The 18902-nt window shown below is 70.9% G+C and carries 13 protein-coding genes, 2 tRNA genes and 1 pseudogene; 12 read left to right on the forward strand and 4 right to left on the reverse strand.

Translation table 11 applies throughout. The annotated features are described in order from the left end of the window. The 3 genes and pseudogenes from BCD49_RS21870 to BCD49_RS21880 form a co-directional block, all read right to left on the reverse strand. Positions 1-1157: pseudogene (locus BCD49_RS21870) on the reverse strand (class I SAM-dependent methyltransferase); the annotation flags it as partial. Then, positions 1154-1909 (reverse strand): 4'-phosphopantetheinyl transferase family protein, encoded by a 756-nt coding sequence (locus BCD49_RS21875; RefSeq protein WP_027141039.1) that lies wholly within the window; start codon positions 1907-1909, stop codon positions 1154-1156. The gene BCD49_RS21875 and the pseudogene BCD49_RS21870, both read right to left, overlap by 4 nt. 653 nt (positions 1910-2562) lie before the next feature. Next, positions 2563-2633, reverse strand: a tRNA-Gly gene (locus BCD49_RS21880). A gap of 186 nt (positions 2634-2819) precedes the next feature. Between BCD49_RS21880 and BCD49_RS21885 the strand changes: the two genes are divergently transcribed. From BCD49_RS21885 to clpX, 5 genes are all read left to right on the forward strand, one after another. Beyond that, positions 2820-2892, forward strand: a tRNA-Pro gene (locus BCD49_RS21885). A 288-nt stretch (positions 2893-3180) separates the two neighbouring features. After that, complete coding sequence (gene tig / locus BCD49_RS21890) at positions 3181-4596, forward strand: trigger factor (RefSeq protein WP_007517699.1); 1416 nt, start codon at positions 3181-3183, stop codon at positions 4594-4596. A 275-nt stretch (positions 4597-4871) separates the two neighbouring features. Further along, positions 4872-5513 (forward strand): ATP-dependent Clp protease proteolytic subunit, encoded by a 642-nt coding sequence (locus BCD49_RS21895; protein ID WP_071041877.1) that lies wholly within the window; start codon positions 4872-4874, stop codon positions 5511-5513. A 51-nt stretch (positions 5514-5564) separates the two neighbouring features. Continuing rightward, the gene (locus BCD49_RS21900) at positions 5565-6197 is read left to right on the forward strand and encodes an ATP-dependent Clp protease proteolytic subunit (protein WP_007517695.1); all 633 of its coding nucleotides are present in this window, start codon (positions 5565-5567) and stop codon (positions 6195-6197) included. Positions 6198-6711: 514 nt separating this feature from the next. After that, positions 6712-8004, forward strand: a complete 1293-nt coding sequence (gene clpX / locus BCD49_RS21905) for an ATP-dependent Clp protease ATP-binding subunit ClpX (RefSeq protein WP_007517693.1) — start codon at positions 6712-6714, stop codon at positions 8002-8004. A 48-nt stretch (positions 8005-8052) separates the two neighbouring features. Here clpX and BCD49_RS21910 read toward each other — a convergent pair whose 3' ends face one another. After that, positions 8053-8844, reverse strand: a complete 792-nt coding sequence (locus tag BCD49_RS21910) for a thioesterase family protein (protein ID WP_071041842.1) — start codon at positions 8842-8844, stop codon at positions 8053-8055. Between the two features lie 153 nt (positions 8845-8997). Between BCD49_RS21910 and BCD49_RS21915 the strand changes: the two genes are divergently transcribed. The 7 genes from BCD49_RS21915 to rodA all read left to right on the forward strand — a co-directional run bounded on the left by BCD49_RS21915 (position 8998) and on the right by rodA (position 18900). After that, positions 8998-10395 (forward strand): bifunctional folylpolyglutamate synthase/dihydrofolate synthase, encoded by a 1398-nt coding sequence (locus tag BCD49_RS21915; RefSeq protein ID WP_007517689.1) that lies wholly within the window; start codon positions 8998-9000, stop codon positions 10393-10395. Between the two features lie 303 nt (positions 10396-10698). Next, entirely contained in the window at positions 10699-11112 is a 414-nt protein-coding gene (gene ndk / locus BCD49_RS21920) for a nucleoside-diphosphate kinase (protein WP_007517687.1), read from the forward strand. Between the two features lie 792 nt (positions 11113-11904). After that, complete coding sequence (locus BCD49_RS21925) at positions 11905-12939, forward strand: rod shape-determining protein (protein WP_007517686.1); 1035 nt, start codon at positions 11905-11907, stop codon at positions 12937-12939. Positions 12940-13447: 508 nt separating this feature from the next. Further along, positions 13448-14329: a rod shape-determining protein MreC gene (gene mreC, locus BCD49_RS21930; RefSeq protein ID WP_007517684.1), complete on the forward strand. Its 882-nt coding sequence runs from the start codon at positions 13448-13450 to the stop codon at positions 14327-14329. Then, positions 14326-14880: a rod shape-determining protein MreD gene (gene mreD, locus BCD49_RS21935; protein ID WP_007517682.1), complete on the forward strand. Its 555-nt coding sequence runs from the start codon at positions 14326-14328 to the stop codon at positions 14878-14880. Before mreC ends, mreD begins: the two co-directional genes overlap by 4 nt. Positions 14881-14914: 34 nt before the next feature. Beyond that, positions 14915-17239, forward strand: coding sequence for a penicillin-binding protein 2 (gene mrdA / locus BCD49_RS21940; protein ID WP_071041843.1), 2325 nt, complete (start codon positions 14915-14917; stop codon positions 17237-17239). A gap of 428 nt (positions 17240-17667) precedes the next feature. Beyond that, the gene (rodA, locus tag BCD49_RS21945; RefSeq protein ID WP_007517678.1) at positions 17668-18900 is read left to right on the forward strand and encodes a rod shape-determining protein RodA; all 1233 of its coding nucleotides are present in this window, start codon (positions 17668-17670) and stop codon (positions 18898-18900) included. Positions 18901-18902 lie beyond the last annotated feature (2 nt).

An 18902-nucleotide genomic window follows, 5' to 3' on the forward strand; every position in this document is an offset into this window, starting at 1 on the left:
CCGCCGAGGCCGTCGTAGAAGTCGCGGTAGTAGAAGTCCAGCCCCTCCGGGGTGAGCCGCGGGTTCTGGAAGACGTGCCGGCACTCGGAGCAACGGTCATAGCGGAACCGGCCCGGCTTGGCCTGAGTGGCGTCGAAACCAATGATGACCTTGTTCAACTGCGCGCCGCCACACCACGGGCAGGTAGAGCGCGCCGGCTCGAGGAAGCGCTGCACCCCGCCGGTGAGCTCGGCCCGGTAGGCCGCGCGCAGCTCGTCGGTCTGCGCCTTGCCCTCGGGCACGAACGCCTTCGGCGGCGCGACCCACCACCGTGCCAACCGCCCGGCGACGCCGTGCACGGAGGGCGCGCCGTCACGGGCGACCACAGCCGTGCCGGGGTGCTGCGACGCGCCCGTCGGTGACGGTTCGGAACGCCCGGTGAGGTCGGCGAGCAGTTCGGCGGCGCCGCGGCGGCGGGTGAGAGGGGAGGCAAGCGTGTCGGTCAGGTGGAGCGGGCCGCCGGTGGCGATGAGGGCGGGTTGCAGCCAGCTCGCGGTGGCGGCGGCGAGCGCCCAGCCGGGCGCGGCGGTCGCCCCGGCGACGAGCGCCAGGTCCCGCGCCGTCGGACCTAGCGTGCCCACCGGGTTCCAGCGGTAGGCCACCCGCTGGACGTCGAGCCTGCGGGCCCCCGTGCGGGTCGCGGCGCGCAGCCCCGGGAGCACGGCGACCCCGGTGCTGACYGGCGCGTGCCGCTTGAGCGTCTCGGTGACGGTGACGAGGTCGGTTTCGGTGACGTCCTTCGGGTGCAGCCCCGCACGGACGAGGACCTCCCGGTTGATCATCAGGGCCTGATGGGCGCCCCGGCCCCAGGCGAGCCGGTTGGCCTGGTAGGTGGTGGTGTCGAGCATGCGGGCGAGGTCGAGGAGCCGGTCGGCGGTGAGGTCTTCGGGTACGAGGTCGAGGACGTCGAGACCGTGGTGGCGGGCGTGGGCGCTGGCGGCGCGTTGTTGGGCGTCGTCGAGGTGGACGCCGTCGGCGAGCAGGAAGACGTGGTCGTGGTGGATCTGGTCGTCGGAGGGCTCGATGACCGGCAAAGCGGACAACCGCCGGCGCAACCGCGCCGTGTTCAGCAGCACCCCGGCGCACACGGCGACCGGTAGCCAGCGCCGCCGGCTCACGACGCGCTCCCGCCAGGCTGGACCGCGACCGCGGTGACGATCAGTCCCTGCCCGACGACGAACCGCCCCCGTAGCGCCGTCAGCCGCTGCCCGTCCGGCAGCGTCGGCCCCGTGACCAGCAGCCGCGCCGCGAACGTCCCGGTCCGCCGGCCCGCGCCGGCATCGCCGCCCTGGCCGGAGCCGTCGTCGGTGAACCCGACCTCGGTGACCTCGGCGTCCTCGAACCCGAGCCACTCCTGGGCGAGCGGGAACCAGGCCTTGTAGACGGACTCCTTGGCACAGAACAACAGCCGGTCCCAGCTGACCTCGGGGGTGCGGGCGGCGACCGCCTGGATCCACACCCGTTCGGACGGCAGTGATATCCGCTCCAGGACGCCCTCCGGGGTGGGGCCATTCGGCTCGGCGTCGATCCCCACGGAGGTGAGGTGCCGCGACCAGGCGACGACGGCGGCGCGGTACCCGTCGCAGTGAGTGATGCTGCCGACGATGCCGGCCGGCCATAGCGGCTCCCGCTTGGGCCCCGGCAGCAGCGGTCCAGGCTCGACCCCCAACCGTGCGAGCGCGCGGCGCGCGCAGACCCGCCCGGTGGTGAACTCGCGCCGCCGTTTGTCGACGGCGCGCTCGATCACGGTCTCCTCGGCGGGGAACAGCACGGCGTCGGTCTCGTCGGTGAACGTCTCCACCGCGACCGCGACGTCCGGTACCACCGCGCCCAGTAGCCCCGCCGCCACCCCCGCTCCCACCTCAGACATAGCGTGAAGCTTGCCATCCGCCCTGCAACGGCCCCTAGGCACGGCCCGCGCCCATGTGGCCCTGTTGTGACCCGTGGGATCCCCTTGGCGACAATGCCACCGCCGGCAGTGAGCCAAGAAAACGACGGCCAACGGCAAAGTTGACCGAAGGTCAACGAGTAGCGCGGTCCACCGAAGTTGACCGAAGGTCAACGAGCGGCAGCGGTTGGTGAGTGCCGGTGGTTGCTGGTGGGAAGCGTCGCCGGGGCACGTGGGGTCCGGGGCTCGGCCCCGGGGCAAAATAGCGGCCGTTGGCGAAGGTGACCGAAGGTCAACAAGCGGCGCGGTCCACCGAAGTTGACCGAAGGTCAACGAGCGGCAGCGGTTGGTGAGTGCCGGTGGTTGCTGGTGGGAAGCGTCGCCGGGGCACGTGGGGTCCGGGGCTCGGCCCCGGGGCAAAATAGCGGCCGTTGGCGAAGGTGACCGAAGGTCAACAAGCGGCGCGGTCCACCGAAGTTGACCGAAGGTCAACGAGCGGCAGCGGTTGGTGAGTGCCGGTGGTTGCTGGTGGGAAGCGTCGCCGGGGCACGTGGGGTCCGGGGCTCGGCCCCGGGGCAAAATAGCGGCCGTTGGCGAAGGTGACCGAAGGTCAACAAGCAGCAGTCGCCGGCCCGAGCGGGTGACCGGGATCGAACCGGCATGGCCAGCTTGGAAGGCTGGGGCTCTGCCATTGAGCTACACCCGCGTGGTGATCGTCGCGATGAGCTTACCCGGAAATGGCGCCGACGGTGCGGCGGGCCGCGACGAGGTCCACCAGGGAAGGCGCGGTCACCGGGGCCGGCCTGGCGGGTCGTGGGCGGGCCGGGCTGGGATCTTCGACCCGCCCCGTGATCGTGGCCGGTCCACACCGTAGGATGGGTGGGCAACGCTTCGGGGCGTAGCGTAGTGGCTAGCGCGCCTGCTTTGGGTGCAGGAGATCGGGAGTTCGAGTCTCCCCGCCCCGACGGGCTGGTTCATCCTGTTCGCTGCCCCTTGGGGCAGCTTCCCGGAGGCCGCGATCTCGTCTGGGGGGTCGACCCCTCAGACCCCCCGATGTCGAGCTTCGCTCGACCGAGGGGCAGGTTTTACCGAGGGGCAGGTTTTGGGGAAGCCCCCAACCGTCGGGCCTCGCGTGGCGTAACTAGTGGGCTCCAGGAGACAGGCTGGGGTTCTCGGGTCGCCGTGAGGCGTAATCTCGGCGCGTTACCCGTCCCCGTTCCCCGTCCGCCGTCGTACCAGGAGACAGCCGCGCCGTGAAGGCCACCAAGGAGACACTCAGCCCGACCAGGGTCAAACTCACCGTCGAGGTGCCCTTCGACGACCTGAAGCCCTCCCTGGACGCCACCTACAAGAAGCTGTCCCGGCAGGTTCGGGTCTCCGGGTTCCGGCCGGGCAAGGTGCCGCCGCGGATCCTGGACCAGCGGCTCGGGCGTGAGGTGATCCTCGACGAGGCGCTGCAGGAGGCCCTGCCGAGCTTCTATTCGCAGGCGGTCGAGGCCGAGGACGTCGACGTGCTGTCGCGGCCGGAGGTGGACGTCACCGAGTTCACCGAGGGCAGCCCGATCGTCTTCACCGCGGAGGTGGACGTCCGGCCGGATGTCGTCCTTCCGGCTGCCGACGGCCTCAAGGTCACGGTTGACTCGGTCGAGGTCACCGACGAGCAGGTCGACACGCAGCTGAGCTCGATGCGGGAGCGGTTCGCCGTGCTGACGCCGGTCGAGCGGCCGGTGGCCTCCGGCGACTACGTGTCGCTGGACCTGTCGGCGACGGTCGACGGCGAGCCCGTCGAGGACGCGACGGCGACCGGCATGTCCTACGAGGTGGGCAGCGGCAACCTCATCGACGGCATCGACGACGCGATCGTCGGCGCGAGCGAGGGCGACAGCCGCACGTTCGACACCGAGCTGCTCGCCGGCGACCGCAAGGGCCAGACCGCCCAGGTCACCGCGGTCGTGCGGGGCGTCAAGGAGAAGGAGCTTCCGGCGCTCGACGACGACTTCGCGACCACCGCGAGCGAGTTCGACACGCTCGAGGAGCTGAAGGCCGACGTGCGCGAGCGGCTCGAGGGCACCCGCAAGTTCGAGCAGGTCAACCAGGCGCGCGAGCGGTTGCTCGAGCAGCTGGTCGAGACCGTCGACGTGCCCGTGCCCGACTCGGTGCTGGCCACCGAGATCGAGGCGCGGGAGCACCGGCTCGGCCATGACCTGGAGCGCTTCGGCGTCGACCGGGAGACCTACCTCAAGACGCTGGACCAGGAGCCCGAGGAGTTCGACAACCAGGTCCGCGACTCGGCGACGAAGGCCATCAAGTCCCAGTTCATCCTGGACACGGTCGTGCGCACCGAGTCGATCGGGATCGACCAGGGCGAGCTGATGGAGCAGATCGTGCTGCTCTCGCAGCGGATGGGGATCGCGCCCGAGCAGTACGCGCAGCAGCTGGCGTCCGGCAACGGCGCGGGCCTGACCGCCCTCATGTCGGACATCATGCGCAACAAGGCGCTGCTGCACCTGCTGCGCACCGCGACCGTCGTCGACGGCGAGGACAGCCCGATCACGCTGGATCTCCCGGAGCGGCCGGAGCCGCTGGACGTCGACGACCTCGACCTCGAGCTCGGCCACGATCACGAGGGCCACGACCATGATCACGACCATGAGGGCCACGACCACTAGGTCCGTCAGGTCGCTCGCGGTCCGTTGTGACCGAGCCCGGCCCCCGTGGCGATCGCCGCGGGGGCCGAGTCGTGTCCGGGCTCGGCCTCTGCCCAGCGCGAACATCGAGCCGGATGGGCCGGAACTGACGCGGGTCACAGATAGTGTCGAGCCGGTCAAGCTGTCGCCCGTGGGTATTGCAGGTGAGGCGGAAGGCCGCGCGATGAGAGCGAAGCGTCGCGCAGCCGGAGGCCCGGCCTGGGGTGTCTCTGGGCAGGAAAGCCGAGGAGCCGACCGTGAGTGAGTTCGTAGTGCCGAGTCTGGCCGTGCCGGGTGGCCCGAGCCTCCGGTCGCCGGGCCAGGGTGGCCCGGGATTCGGCGACGACGTCTACAACCGCCTCCTTCGGGAGCGGATCATCGTCCTTGGCTCGGTGGTCGAGGACAACATCGCGAACCAGATCTGCGCGCAGCTGCTGCTGCTCAGCGCCGAGGACCCGGCCAAGGACATCTCGCTGTACATCAACTCGCCGGGTGGCTCGGTCAGCRCGGGTATGGCGATCTACGACACGATGCAGTTCGTCTCGAACGACGTGGCCACCTTCTCGATGGGCCTGGCCGCGTCGATGGGCCAGTTCCTGCTGTGCGCCGGCGCGCCGGGCAAGCGCTACTCGCTGCCGCACGCGCGGATCATGATGCACCAGCCGTCGGGCGGCATCGGAGGCACCGCGTCCGACATCGCCATCCAGGCCGAGCAGATGCTCTACACCAAGCGCACGATGCAGGAGCGGATCGCCTTCCACACCGGCCAGCCGATCGACCAGATCGAGCGGGACTCCGACCGTGACCGCTGGTTCACGGCCGAGGAGGCGAAGGACTACGGCTTCGTCGACCACGTCGTCCAGCGCGCCGGTCAGGTGCCCAGCGACGTGCCCAGCTAGTCGCGGCATTCCTGACGGCCTGGCGCTAGAGCTTCTTCGGAGGGCACGATCATGTCTCGTTACCAGCAGACCGGCCGCTACGTGCTGCCGAACATCATCGAGAAGACGTCTCGCGGCGAGTACGGCATGGACCCGTACTCGAAGCTGCTCAAGGAGCGGATCGTCTTCCTCGGCGTCCAGATCGACGACGTGTCGGCCAATGACGTCATGGCGCAGCTGCTCTTCCTCGAGTCCGAGGACCCGGACCGCGACATCTCGATCTACATCAACTCGCCCGGTGGGTCGTTCACCTCACTGACGGCCATCTACGACACGATGCAGTTCGTCCGCCCGGACATCCAGACCATCTGCATGGGCCAGGCCGCCTCGGCCGCGGCCGTGCTGCTGGCCGCCGGCACGCCGGGCAAGCGGTTCGCGCTGCAGAACAGCCGGATCCTCATCCACCAGCCGTCCGGCTCGGGCGAGGGCCAGTCGAGCGACATCGAGATCCAGGCGAAGGAGATCCTTCGCATGCGCTCGCTCCTGGAGAGAATGCTGGCCGACCACACCGGCAAGCCGGAGGAGCAGATCCGCCGCGACATCGAGCGCGACAAGATCCTCTCCGCCGACGAGGCCAAGGAGTACGGCCTGATCGACGAAGTGATCAAGACCCGTAAGTCGTCTCGTCTGGCCGCTGCCCGCTGACGGTGTCAAACAGCCGTACGCTAGAGGGCCAAAGGGTGTGCGAAAACGTTCTTCCTTCGTATGCCCGGCGGTCATCGCCCCAGGCACGCTGACCGGAATGAGCCGTGCGATAGGGCTCTCGTCGGGCGGTGTGGCGGGGTACCGTCCCCCACGTGACATCTCTCGCGGCGGCCGGCGGGGATCGGCCGGCAGGTTGGCCGCCGCGGGAGCGGGAGACGGTGTGGCAGCACCGGCTGGGCGCGGGCACGGCGGGCGGAGTGTGTCCGTGCCTGACCCGGCTGGCGGGCTGGTCGACTGGCCAGTCACGGGGGCGCTGGGCGCAACGGCCCGAAGCGGCTGGTGGGCTGGCCGGCGGTGGACCTTCCGGATCGGCTTCCTCGGTCCGGGAGAAACCCCGAGCCGGGGATAGCGCAGGAGACATCGATGGCTCACTCGACACGCGACGACCGGGCGGCGGCAGCCGCCCCCGAGCTGCAGGCGACCCCATCGTCTGGACGAAGGGACTGAGTCCTCGGTGGCACGCATCGGTGATGGCGGCGACCTGCTGAAGTGTTCGTTCTGCGGGAAGTCGCAGAAGCAGGTGAAAAAGCTCATCGCCGGCCCCGGCGTCTACATCTGCGACGAGTGCATTGATCTCTGCAACGAGATCATCGAGGAGGAGCTCTCCGAGTCCTCCGAGCTCAAATGGGATGAACTTCCCAAGCCGCGGGAGATCTACGAGTTCCTCGACGGCTACGTGGTGGGCCAGGAGACCGCGAAGAAGACGCTGTCGGTTGCGGTCTACAACCACTACAAGCGGATCCAGGCCGGAGGCGCTGCCCAGGGCGAGGGGGGCAAAGGCGACGTCGAGCTGGCCAAGAGCAACATCCTGCTGCTCGGGCCGACGGGCTGCGGCAAGACGCTGCTCGCGCAGACGCTCGCCCGGATGCTCAACGTGCCGTTCGCGATCGCCGACGCCACCGCCCTCACCGAGGCCGGCTACGTCGGTGAGGACGTCGAGAACATCCTGCTCAAGCTGATCCAGGCGGCCGACTACGACGTCAAGAAGGCCGAAACCGGGATTATCTACATCGACGAGGTCGACAAGATCGCCCGAAAGTCGGAGAACCCGAGCATCACCAGGGATGTCTCCGGCGAGGGCGTGCAGCAGGCGCTGCTGAAGATCCTCGAAGGCACCACGGCGAGCGTGCCGCCGCAGGGTGGACGCAAGCACCCGCACCAGGAGTTCATCCAGATCGACACGACGAACGTGTTGTTCATCGTCGGCGGCGCGTTCGCGGGGCTCGACCGGATCATCGAGTCGCGGATCGGCAAGAAGTCGCTCGGCTTCCGCGCCGTCCTGCACGGCAAGGACGACCCGGACGCCTCCGACGTCTTCGGCGACGTCATGCCGGAGGACCTGCTCAAGTACGGGATGATCCCCGAGTTCATCGGCCGGCTGCCGGTTCTCACCAGCGTGCAGAACCTGGACCGCGAAGCGCTGATCCGCATCCTGACCGAGCCGAAGAACGCTCTCGTCCGCCAGTACAAGCGGCTCTTCGAGCTGGACAACGTCGACCTCGACTTCACCTCCGACGCGCTCGAGGCGATCGCCGACCAGGCGATCCTGCGCGGTACCGGCGCGCGTGGCCTGCGCGCCATCATGGAGGAGGTGCTGATGTCGGTGATGTACGACATCCCGAGCCGCAAGGACGTCGCCCGCGTCGTCGTCACCCGCGAGGTCGTGCTGGAGCACGTGAACCCCACGCTGGTGCCGCGCGACATCAGCGCCGCCAAGCGCAACACCCGCCAGGAGAAGTCGGCGTAGGGCTGTCCCGTGGCGGACGCTCCGCGCCCGCCACGGGGTGCCGCCTGGTCAGGCGCGGTAGCCGGCCAGTTGGCGGCCTTGGGCGACCAGGCGGTCGGAGGAGTCCCAGACCTCTACGTCCTCGTCGAGCCAGCCGTCGTCGATCAGGTGGCTGCGTACCACCACCCGCAGCCAGCCGGGGGCCGGCGCGGCGCGTAGCAGGGCCGTGAGCTCCACCGTGGGCACCCAGCCGAAGATGCCGAAGTCGAACGTCGTTGGGGGCAGCGCGTCCAGCGCGACCAGGAGGAACAGCGGGTCGGGCTCGGAGCCGTCGCGCGGCCGCACCCAGCCGCGGATCTCGCCCACCCCCCGTGGCCTGCCAGTTGCCCAGCCGACGGTGCCCGGGTCCAGCCGGATGTCGAGCCTGTCGTGCAGGTTCTGGCGGAACGGGTTGCCGGGGKTGTCGACGTCGACGCAGGCTTCCGGTGCCGGCAGGGTGGGCGCGGTGCCGCGCTGGAAGACGGGCGCGGAGGTGCCTGGTATCCGGCCGGTGGTGGTCAGGGTGGCCAGGATGGGCTCGCCGTCCTGGTGCAGGTCGACGGCGACGACCGCGGTGGAGCGCCCGGCGCGCAGCAGCGCGGGCTTGGCGGAGACGGGCGCGATCGCGGGGGAGCGCAGGAAGTGCGCGGTGATCGACAGGGGATGCTCCCGATCGGTCGCCTCGAGCGCGATCCGGGCAGCCAGCGCCATGAGATAGCCGCCGTGCGGGTGGCCGCCGATGTCCCAGCCCTCGGCGACGCCGGCCGTCCAGACGCCGGCGTCATCGACCTCGGCGGCGATCGCCTTCTCGAACTCGCCCACGCCCGGTCACGCTAGCCGCGTACCTACAGGAAACGGGCGATCCGTGGCGTCGGTCACCCGCGCGCGAGATGTGGCGGTCGACGGTGGCCGCGTCGGCGCTCGGCGGGCCGGCGCCCGGCGGGGCGGCGGGGTATCCGGAGATAACCTTCGTGCGTGGTGGACAACGGGCGAGACGGCCGGCCGGCGAGCACGAGGGGCGGTTCCGACGGGGCCGCGGGCGGCGGCGGGGACACCGCGAGGGACGACCTGTCGCGGGTGGAGAAGGCGCTCGCCGGGCGGTTCCCGCATCGGATGATCCCCGACCTGGAGCGGATGCGCGACCTCGTCGACCTGCTCGGCCATCCCGAGCGTTCGTTCCCGGTCGTTCACCTGACCGGCACGAACGGCAAGACGTCGACGGCTCGGATGATCGACGCGCTGCTGCGCGGGTTCGGGCTGCGGCCCGGCAGGTACACCTCGCCGCACCTGGAGAGCGTCACCGAGCGGATCAGCATCGACGGGCACCCGGCCAGCGCCGAGGTGTTCGCGCGGGCGTTCGACGACGTGCTGCCCTACGTCGAGCTCGTCGACGGCCGGCACGCCGAGCGGGTCACCTTCTTCGAGCTGCTGACCGCCATGGCCTTCTCGGCCTTCGCCGACGCCCCGGTGGACGTGGGCATCGTCGAGGTCGGGATGGGCGGCACCTGGGACGCGACCAACGTCGTCGACAGCGTCGTGCAGGTGGTGACGCCGATCGGCCTCGACCATCCCGAGCTCGGCTCCACCGTCGAGGAGGTCGCCGCGGAGAAGGCCGGCATCCTGCGGCCCGGCGGCCTCGCCGTGCTCGGCACGCAGCCGCTGGGCGCGGCCCGGGTGCTCGCCGAGCGCGCCGCCGAGCTGGGTACCCCGCTCGCCCGGGAGGGGCTGGAGTTCGGGGTGGCCCGGCGGCAGGTGGCCGTCGGCGGTCAGATGCTGGCGTTGCGCGGCCTCGGCGGCGTCTACGACGAGATCTTCCTGCCGCTGCACGGTGAGCACCAGGCGCACAACGCCGCGTGCGCGCTCGTCGCCGTCGAGGCGTTCCTCGGTGGCGGGGCCGAGCCGCTGGACGTCGAGGCCGTCCGGGGCGGGTTCGCGAGTGTCACGTCCCCGGGGCGGCTCGAGGTCGTCCGCCGCTCGCCGACCATCGTGCTCGACGGGGCCCACAACGTGGCCGGCGCGCAGTCGCTGGCCGAGGCRCTCACCGACGCGTTCGCGTTCGACCTCGTCGTCGGCGTGGTCGGCCTGCTCTCCGACAAGGACGCGCTCGGCATGCTGTCGGTGCTGGAGCCGGTGTTCAGCTCCATCGTGGTCACGCAGAGCGCGTCGCCGCGGGCGCGGCCGGTCGACGAGCTCGCCGCGGTCGCCGTCGAGATCTTCGGGACGGACCGGGTGGAGGTCGCGCCACGGCTCGACGACGCGATCGAGGCGGCGGTACGGCTGGTGGAGGAGGACGCCGACCTCGGTGGTGGCGGCGTCGTCGTGACCGGCTCGCTGACCACCGTGGGCGAGGCCCGTCACCTGCTGGCTCGGTGAGTCCTGTGGTCGCCCGCCGCGCGTCCCTCGCCGTCCGATGATCGTCGCTTTTCGACCACTGTGGTCGGACCCGATCCGTTAGGCGGACCAGGTCCGCGGTCGGCCTGCCGGCGGGATGGAGGTCATGTCGCCGGCGCCGCCCAAATGGACGGTCGTAGGGCCCTGTAGGTTGGGCCGAGAGCGCTAGGGCCCCGGCCCCGGCGTGGATCACAACGCGACCTGCCGCAACGCGATCGGCCACAACGCGACCGGCACGGTGCGTTACATCCGCTCTGTCAACGATGACGCGAAATGAGGAGTCCAGTGTCCGCCGAGCGCACCCTCGTCCTGGTCAAGCCCGACGGCGTCAGCCGCGGCCTCGTCGGGGAGATCATCAGCCGTCTCGAGGGTAAGGGCCTCAGCCTGGTTGCCCTGGAGCTGCGCACGCTGGAGAAGTCCGTCGCCGAGACGCACTACGGCGAGCACGCGACCAAGCCGTTCTTCGGCGAGCTGGTCGAGTTCATCACCTCCGGCCCGCTGGTCGCGCTGGTCGTGGAGGGCCCGCGCGCGATCGAGGGCACGCGCGGCCTGATGGGCGTCACCGACCCGGTGAAGGCCGTTCCCGGTTCCATCCGCGGCGACTACGCCCTGGAGATCGGCCAGAACCTCGTCCACGGTTCGGACTCGCCCGAGTCCGCCAAGCGGGAGATCGACCTGTTCTTCCCGGGCCTGACCTGACAGCCCGGGCCTGACCTGACGGCCCCGCCGGGAGCTCCTCTCCCGGCGAATCGCGCCAGGACGTCGTGAACCCCCCGACGCCTGGATGTCGGGTTCCCCGTGGTGCCTGGACGTCGGGGTCCCCGTGGATCCGATCCGCCCCGGCGGATCGGATCCACGGGGCTATGCCGAGCCCTCTAGGCGCTGACCCGCGCCTTCCCGATCGATCCACGGGGCTATACCGGGTTGTCTGGACGCTGACCCCCGTCTTCCGGGTCGCTCTTCCCGGGTGAGTCGGCGCCGTGGTCCGGCGTGGCGTCCCGCCGGGCGGCCGGGCGGTTTGCGAGGGTAGGACCGGGTGTCGGCGGGCGGACCCGCCGGCCGGTGGCGGTGAGTCCGGAGGTGGTCGCGATGGGCGGCGAGGGCCGGGCTGGGCGGCGATGACCTGTCGGCACCATGGGTGACACGTCCTCGCTGGGGGGCGGGCTGTCGGTGGCGCGGTCTAACCTTTCAGGTGTCGCCATGGGGCACGCCGGACGCCCTGAATCGTCCCACGCGAGGCCCACCCGTCTACCGTAGAAAAGTAAATGCAGCTCCAATCCCGTGGTACCGGCGTCCCCCGGGCAAGCCGCGGCCAGCACGGTCAAGTAGAAGCCTGTATTACCGAAGTGAGTGATACCAAGCTAGAGCAGCATCCCGAAGTCCAAGAGCCTAAGAACCTTGATCTGTTCGAGGGCGGGCCGGCGGGCCCGGCGAGCCCGGGCTGAGCACGGTGGCGCCCAGGACCGCATCTCCGGGAGGGTCGGCCCGACGATGTCCAGTTCTTTGTCATTCCTCGGTCGTGACATGGCGGTCGACCTTGGCACCGCCAACACGCTCGTCTACGTACGCGGGCGTGGGATCGTGCTCAACGAGCCGAGCGTCGTCGCGATCAACACCACCACCACGGGCATCCTCGCGGTCGGCACCGACGCCAAGCGCATGATCGGTCGGACGCCGGGCAACGTCGTCGCGGTCCGCCCGCTCAAGGACGGCGTGATCGCGGACTTCGAGACCACCGAGCGGATGCTGCGCTACTTCATCCAGAAGGTTCACCGCCGCCGGCACTTCGCCAAGCCCCGGCTTGTCGTCTGCGTGCCGAGTGGGATCACCGGCGTCGAGCAGCGGGCCGTCAAGGACGCCGGCTACGAGGCGGGTGCCCGCCGGGTCTACATCATCGAGGAGCCGATGGCCGCCGCCATCGGCGCGGGCCTGCCCGTGCACGAGCCGACCGGCAACATGGTCGTCGACATCGGCGGCGGCACCACCGAGGTCGCGGTGATCTCGCTCGGCGGCATCGTGACCAGCCAGTCCATCCGGATCGCGGGCGACGAGCTGGACACGGCGATCATCTCCTACGTGAAGAAGGAGTACTCGCTGATGCTCGGCGAGCGGACCGCCGAGGAGATCAAGATGGCGATCGGCTCCGCGTACAAGGTGCCGGACGAGCCAAGCGCCGAGATCCGTGGTCGCGACCTCGTAACCGGCCTGCCGAAGACGATCGTGGTCACCGCCGAGGAGATCCGCAAGGCCATCGAGGAGCCGGTGAACGCGGTCATCGACGCCGTGAAGGTCACGCTGGACCGCTGCCCGCCCGAGCTCGCTGGCGACGTCATGGACCGCGGCATCGTGCTGACCGGCGGCGGCGCCCTGCTGCGCGGCCTCGACGAGCGGCTGCGCAACGAGACCGGCATGCCGATCCACATCGCCGACAATCCACTGCACTCCGTCGCCATGGGCTCCGGCAAATGCGTCGAGGAGTTCGAAGCCCTGCAGCAGGTCCTCATCTCCGAACCGCGTCGGCGGTGAGCAGGCGGGTTGGGGTGGACTCTGCTCGCCGCCCTCGGGGCGGCTTCGCCGAGGCCTGCTCACCAATATTGCTCCGGGGGGCGACCCCCGGACCCCCGATGTCGGGCTTYGCTCGACCTTAGGGGTCGTTGCGGTCAGGGGGTCGCGGTCAGGAGGGCTGGATCGTATTACTCCGAGGCGACCTCCGGGCCCTCGATGTCGGGCTTCGCGTGACCTTGGGGGGTCGTCCCTTCAGGGTCGCAGCGACCAGGGCCGAGCCGTGGGCGGGGTGACGTCGTTTTGTGTGACCGCGCCCGGTTGACGGAACAATTGGGCGCTGGTCGAACAACGTTTCGGAAAATCGCCGGGCGTGGGAACCCGGGGGTGGACTGGTTCGTCCGTGCCGGCAGGCGTTAAGCACCGCCGGGCGGGTCGCGAGCTGGCGCCGAGCCGCCCTGCGGGGCACGGGAATGTCGGGTCGGGCGATGTCCGGAATGGCGGCGTCGGGCTGGGACGGTGAGGAGATGTCGTGGGACGTGACCTGAAGCGTTCCCGGCTCGTCGTCGCGGTCCTGCTCGTCATCACCTTCGCGCTGATCACGATCGACTATCGGACGGGCGAGAGCTCCGGCGGGGCGCGCGGCGTCGTGCACACGGTCGTCGGCGGCGTCGAGAGCGGCGTGACCACGGTCGTGCGGCCGATCGGGCGGACGGCCTCCTCGCTGTTCCACCCGAACCGCTACCACGACCGTGCCGACGAGCTGGCCAAGGAGAACGCCGACCTGCGCCGCCAGCTCGCCGACGGGGACGAGGTCGCCCGGCAGGCGTCCGAGCTGTCCGCGCTGCGGCTGCTCGCGGACAAGGGCCAGTACACGATCGTCCCGGCCCGGGTGATCGCCGTCGGAGACGTCAGCGGCACCGACTGGACGGTCACCGTCAACGCGGGCAAGGCGGACGGCCTGGCCGTGGACAAGATCGTGGTCAACTCCAAGGGCCTGGTCGGCACGGTCGTCTCGCTGACCGACCACACCGCCGTCGTCCGGCTCTTCTGCGACCCGCGCAGCCGGATCGGCGCGAGGCTGGAGGGCACCCAGCTGCTCGGCTCCGTCGCCGGCGGGTCCGGTCCGAACAAGCTCGTCTTCACGCTGTACGACGCCTCGTACCGGGTGCGGCCCGGCGAGCGCCTCGTCACCTTCGGGAGCCTCGACTACGTCGCCGGCGTGCCGATTGGCGAGGTCACCAAGGTCACCGACGCGGACGGGCTGTCTAGGACGGCCGAAGTGAAGCCGTACGTCTCCGTCGGCACACTCGACCTGGTCGGCATCGTCGTCGGCAAGCCGCCCACCGACCCGGGCGACCGGGTGCTGCCGCCACGCACCGCGCCGGCAGGGGGAGGTGACTCGACCGGATGAGCGTCCAGCTGTTCGAGCCGGACCGCGAGGGCGAGGTCCACGCGCTGACGCTCGCCGCGCTCGCGGTGATACTCCTGGCTGCCGCGATCGCGCAGGTGAGCGTGGTGACGCGGCTGCCGCTGCCGGGCGGTCATCCGGACCTGGTGCTGATGCTGCTCGGCACCGCGGCGCTCCTGGAGGGGCCGGTCACCGGGGCGGTGCTCGGCTTCGTCGTCGGCCTGTTCGGCGATCTGATGTCCACCCATGTTCTCGGCCGGTCGGCGCTGGTGTGCTGCCTGCTCGGCTACCTCGTGGGCCTGCTCGCCGAGGCGACCGAGCGGTCGGTCGCGATCGCGCTGCTGGTCGTGTCCGGCGCGGTCGCCGGCGGGACGCTCGCGAACGTGGCCGTCGCCGGGCTGCTCAGCGACAACGCCGCCGGCACTCCCGGTCAGGCGTTCCTGCGCGCGGTGGTGGGGGCGCTGTACGCGGCGCTCCTGACCCCGTTCCTGTTCCCGGCCATGGCGGCGGGTGTGCGCCGGACCAGGCGGACGCGGTGGGTGAGGCGGCCGTGAGGGGCGGGGCGGCCGTGCGGGGCGGGGGGCGGCCGTGAACGACGGGATGCGCGTCCGCATCATCATCCTGCGGGTGCTCGCGGTGTCRCTGCTGGTGACGCTCGGCGCGCGGCTGTGGACGCTGCAGATCCTCGACGGCGACCACTACCGCAAGGTCGCCGAGACCAACCGGGTCCGGGAGGTCGTCACCCCGGCGCCCCGGGGCATGATCCTCGACGACCAGGGCGAGCAGCTGGTGCGCAACCGCAGCTCGCTGGTCATCTCGGTGAACCGCTCGACCACCGACCGGCAGGTCGACGGCGGCAAGGCGGTCTTCGCCGCGCTGTCGTCGGTGATCGGCATGTCCGTCGACGACATCGGGAAGAAGATCCGGTTCTGCGGGCCGAAGATCCCCCAGCCGTGCTGGAACGGCTCGCCCTACCAGCCGGTACCGATCGCCAAGGACGTGAGCCCCGCCCAGGCACTCGCGATCATCGAGCATCCCGAGCGGTTCCCCGGCATCACCGCCGACCTGCAGGCGGTCCGCGAGTACCCGTTCGGCTCACTCGCCGCTCACGAGCTCGGCTACCTCGCGCCCGTCAGCCAGGACCAGCTCGACCGGCAGGACGCCGACCTGAAGAAGCAGGGCAAGGACGCCGAGGCGACGCCAGGCGCGTACCACCTCAACAGCCTGGTCGGCGTGGCGGGGCTGGAGTCCGTCTACGACTCCGAGCTGCGCGGCGTCGACGGTGTGGAGGGGCTGGAGGTCGACCGGTTCGGCCGGGTCTCGGGCACCGCGTCGAACACCGCGCCCGYCCCCGGCGACCACGTCGTGCTCAACCTGGACCGCGGCGTGCAGGCCGCCGCCGAGGAGGCGCTGCGCTCGACCCTGGACAAGCTGCCGGGCGGGCAGCAGGCCCGGACGGCCTCCGCGGTGGTGCTGGACGTCAAGACCGGCGGTGTCGTGGCCCTGGTCAGCCTGCCGACGTTCGACCCGTCGGTGTTCGTCGGCGGGGTCTCCCAGCAGGACTACGCGGCCCTGTCCGACCCGGCCAACGGCATCCCGCTGCTGTCCCGGGCCTACCAGGGCTCCGGCGCCGTCGGGTCGACCTTCAAACCGGTGTCGACCTCGGTCGCGATGGCCAAGCTCGGCGCCAAGCCGAACCAGAACTTCGACTGCGCGCCGACGCTGCAGATCGGTGGCCAGACCTTCCACAACTTCGAGGGGTCGTCCGCGGGCCCGATCACCCTGCACCGGGCGCTGGTGATCTCCTGCGACGTGATCTTCGACAAGTTCGCCTACGACGAGTGGCTGCGCGACGGCGGGCTGCGCAACGGCAAGGGGCCGTACCCGCCGCCGGCGGAGAACTTCGTGAAGATGGCCGAGGCGATGGGCTTCGGCTCGCGCTCTGGCATCGACCTGCCGGGCGAGACTACGGGCAGCATCGTCGACCGGGACCAGGCGAAGGCCATCTGGGAGGAGCTGAAGGGCTCCTACTGCGAGCGGGCGAAGAACGGCTACCCGGATGTCAAGGACCCGGCGACGGCCAAGCGCTACCAGCAGTACGCCGCCGAGGCCTGCGCCGACGGCTATCTGTACAACGCCGGCGCGGCCGCGCAGTTCTCCATCGGCCAGGGCCAGTACCTGTCGATCAGCCCGCTGCAGCTGGCCGCGGCCTACGCGGCGATCGCCAACGGCGGGACGCTCTACGAGCCCCAGGTCGCCAAGGCCGTCGTCTCGCCGGACGGGAAGGTCGTCAAGCGGTTCGAGCCGGTGGTCAAGGGCAAGCTGCCGGTCCCGCCGGAGGTGCTGGCCTACATCCGCGACTCGCTGCACGGCGTGACCACCGAGGGCGGCGGCACGGCCACCGGCGTCTTCGCCGACTGGCCGAACAACGTCATCCCGGTCGGCGGCAAGACCGGCACCGCCGAGGTCGAGGGCCACGGCGACACGTCCTGGTTCGCCTCGTTCGCGCCGGTGAACGACCCGCGCTACGCCATCGTCGTCGACATTCCCGACTCCGGCACCGGCGCCACCTACGCGGCGCCGGCGGCGAAGGCGATCTACCAGGCGATCTTCGGTGTCGGCCGCCCGGCGGAGCTGCCCGGCGGCCTGCCGCCCGCGGACCTGCCGGCCGTGGGACGGGACGCGACGCTCGCGCCCGCCCCTGCGGACGCGACGGGTGGGGCAGCGGTGACTCCGGGACCAGCCGCGCTGGCCCCGCCGTCCGACGGCACCGGTCTTCCGTCCGGCGGGGGCGGGGCGCTCGTGGCGCCGACGGTCCTCGCCCCCGTGCCGTCGGTGAGCCCGGGCCCGTCCGGAAGGTCCGCCAGCCCCTCCGCCGGGCCGCGAGCGCCACCCGCGGGCACCGCCGGCTAGCCGGCGACCGTCCACGACGGCGCGAGGAGGACAGGTAGGCACTGGGCGACGGCGCGGAAACCGAGCCCACGAGCGACGCAAAGCGGCCCTCCCTCGGCGCCTAGCTGAGTTCGTACCGTTCATGCGCCACGCGACCGCGCTGGCCCGGAGGCGCGCCTCCGCGGAGGCCCGGCCCACGAGCGAAGCGAAGTGCCCCACAAACAGAGGCTGTTCGTGGGTTGGTGACGTTCAGCGGTGGGTGACCGTGCGGCGCGGAGGCGCGCCTCCGCGGAGGCCCGGCCCACGAGCGAAGCGAGGTGGGCCGGGCCGCAGCGAGGTCGCCGGAGCGCCCGTGAGCGGAGGAGGACGGCGCGCGGAGGTCCCTTCCCGCCGCGAAGCAAGGGAAGGGGCCGGAGCGCGCCGCCCGGACGGAGCGAACAGGAGGCACAGTGGACGAGCTGGGATCGACCGCGCTGCGGTCGTCACCGGTCGCGCTGCGCGGCCGGATCGGGCAGCTGCGCGACCGCGCCTCCGGTCGGCACTCGCCGCTGCGCCGGCTCGACTGGGTGCTGATGGGCGCCGTCCTGGCGCTGTCCGTGCTCGGCGCGCTGCTCGTCTGGTCCGCGACCAAGCAGCGGCTCGCGGACGCGGGCGCCGACCCGAACGTCTTCCTCAAGCGCCACCTGCTGAACCTGGCGATCGGCCTCGTGCTCGCGACCGGGGCGATGTTGCTCGACTACCGGCTGTTGCGGGCCTACGCGCCGTTCGTCTACCTGGGCTCGCTGCTGGGCCTGGTCGCGGTGCTCCTCGTCGGCAGCACGATCAACGGCGCGCACTCGTGGATCGTGCTGCCGGCCGGCTTCCAGCTGCAGCCGTCTGAGTTCGCCAAGGTCGCGCTGATCGTCGGCGTGGCGATGATCCTCGGCGAGAAGCGCGACAGCCGCGAGGGGGTGCGCTCGACCCACCCCGGTGACGTCGACGTCCTCGTCGTCCTCGCGCTCGCGCTGGTGCCCATCGGCCTGATCATGCTGCAGCCGGACTTCGGCACCGTCATGGTGCTGGTCTTCGTGATCCTCGGCATGCTGGCCGTCAGCGGCGCGCCGCGGCGCTGGGTGCTCGGGCTGCTGCTCGGCGGCGTGCTGTTCGGCGCGGCGATCCTGCAGTTCCACCTGCTCAAGCCCTACCAGGAGGCCCGGCTCACCTCGTTCGTCTCGGCCGACGCCGCCACCAACTCGACCACCGGCTACAACGTCGACCAGGCCAAGACGGCGATCGCCAACGGCGGGATTTATGGCCGTGGCCTGCTGCACGGCCAGCAGACCCAGGGGCAGTTCGTCCCCGAGCAGCAGACCGACTTCGTGTTCACCGTCGCCGGCGAGGAGCTTGGCTTCCTCGGCGCGGGCGGGATCCTGGTCGCGCTCGGCGTGGTGCTGTGGCGGGCGCTGTCGATCGCCAGCGCCTCCGACGACTCCTTCGGCGCGCTGGTCGGCACCGGGGTGGTGTGCTGGTTCGCGTTCCAGGCGTTCGTCAACGTCGGGATGACCCTGGGCATCATGCCGGTCACGGGCCTGCCCCTGCCGTTCGTCTCGTACGGTGGCTCGGCCATGTTCGCGAACATGCTGGCAGTGGGCCTGTTGCAGAACGTCCGACTCCGGTCGCGCACGGACCCGTATGCCCTCTGAGG

Source organism: Pseudofrankia sp. EUN1h, from assembly GCF_001854645.1.
GTDB classification, from domain to species: Bacteria; Actinomycetota; Actinomycetes; order Frankiales; family Frankiaceae; genus Pseudofrankia; species Pseudofrankia saprophytica.

What these genes read in the sequence shown, in the direction of transcription:
- BCD49_RS21900 (WP_007517695.1), top strand. Translation starts at nt 5,565, where the DNA reads ATGTCTCGTTACCAGCAGACCGGCCGCTACGTGCTGCCGAACATCATC.
- BCD49_RS21875 (WP_027141039.1), bottom strand. Translation starts at nt 1,909, where the DNA reads ATGTCTGAGGTGGGAGCGGGGGTGGCGGCGGGGCTACTGGGCGCGGTG.
- BCD49_RS21925 (WP_007517686.1), top strand. Translation starts at nt 11,905, where the DNA reads ATGTCCAGTTCTTTGTCATTCCTCGGTCGTGACATGGCGGTCGACCTT.
- mreD (WP_007517682.1), top strand. Translation starts at nt 14,326, where the DNA reads ATGAGCGTCCAGCTGTTCGAGCCGGACCGCGAGGGCGAGGTCCACGCG.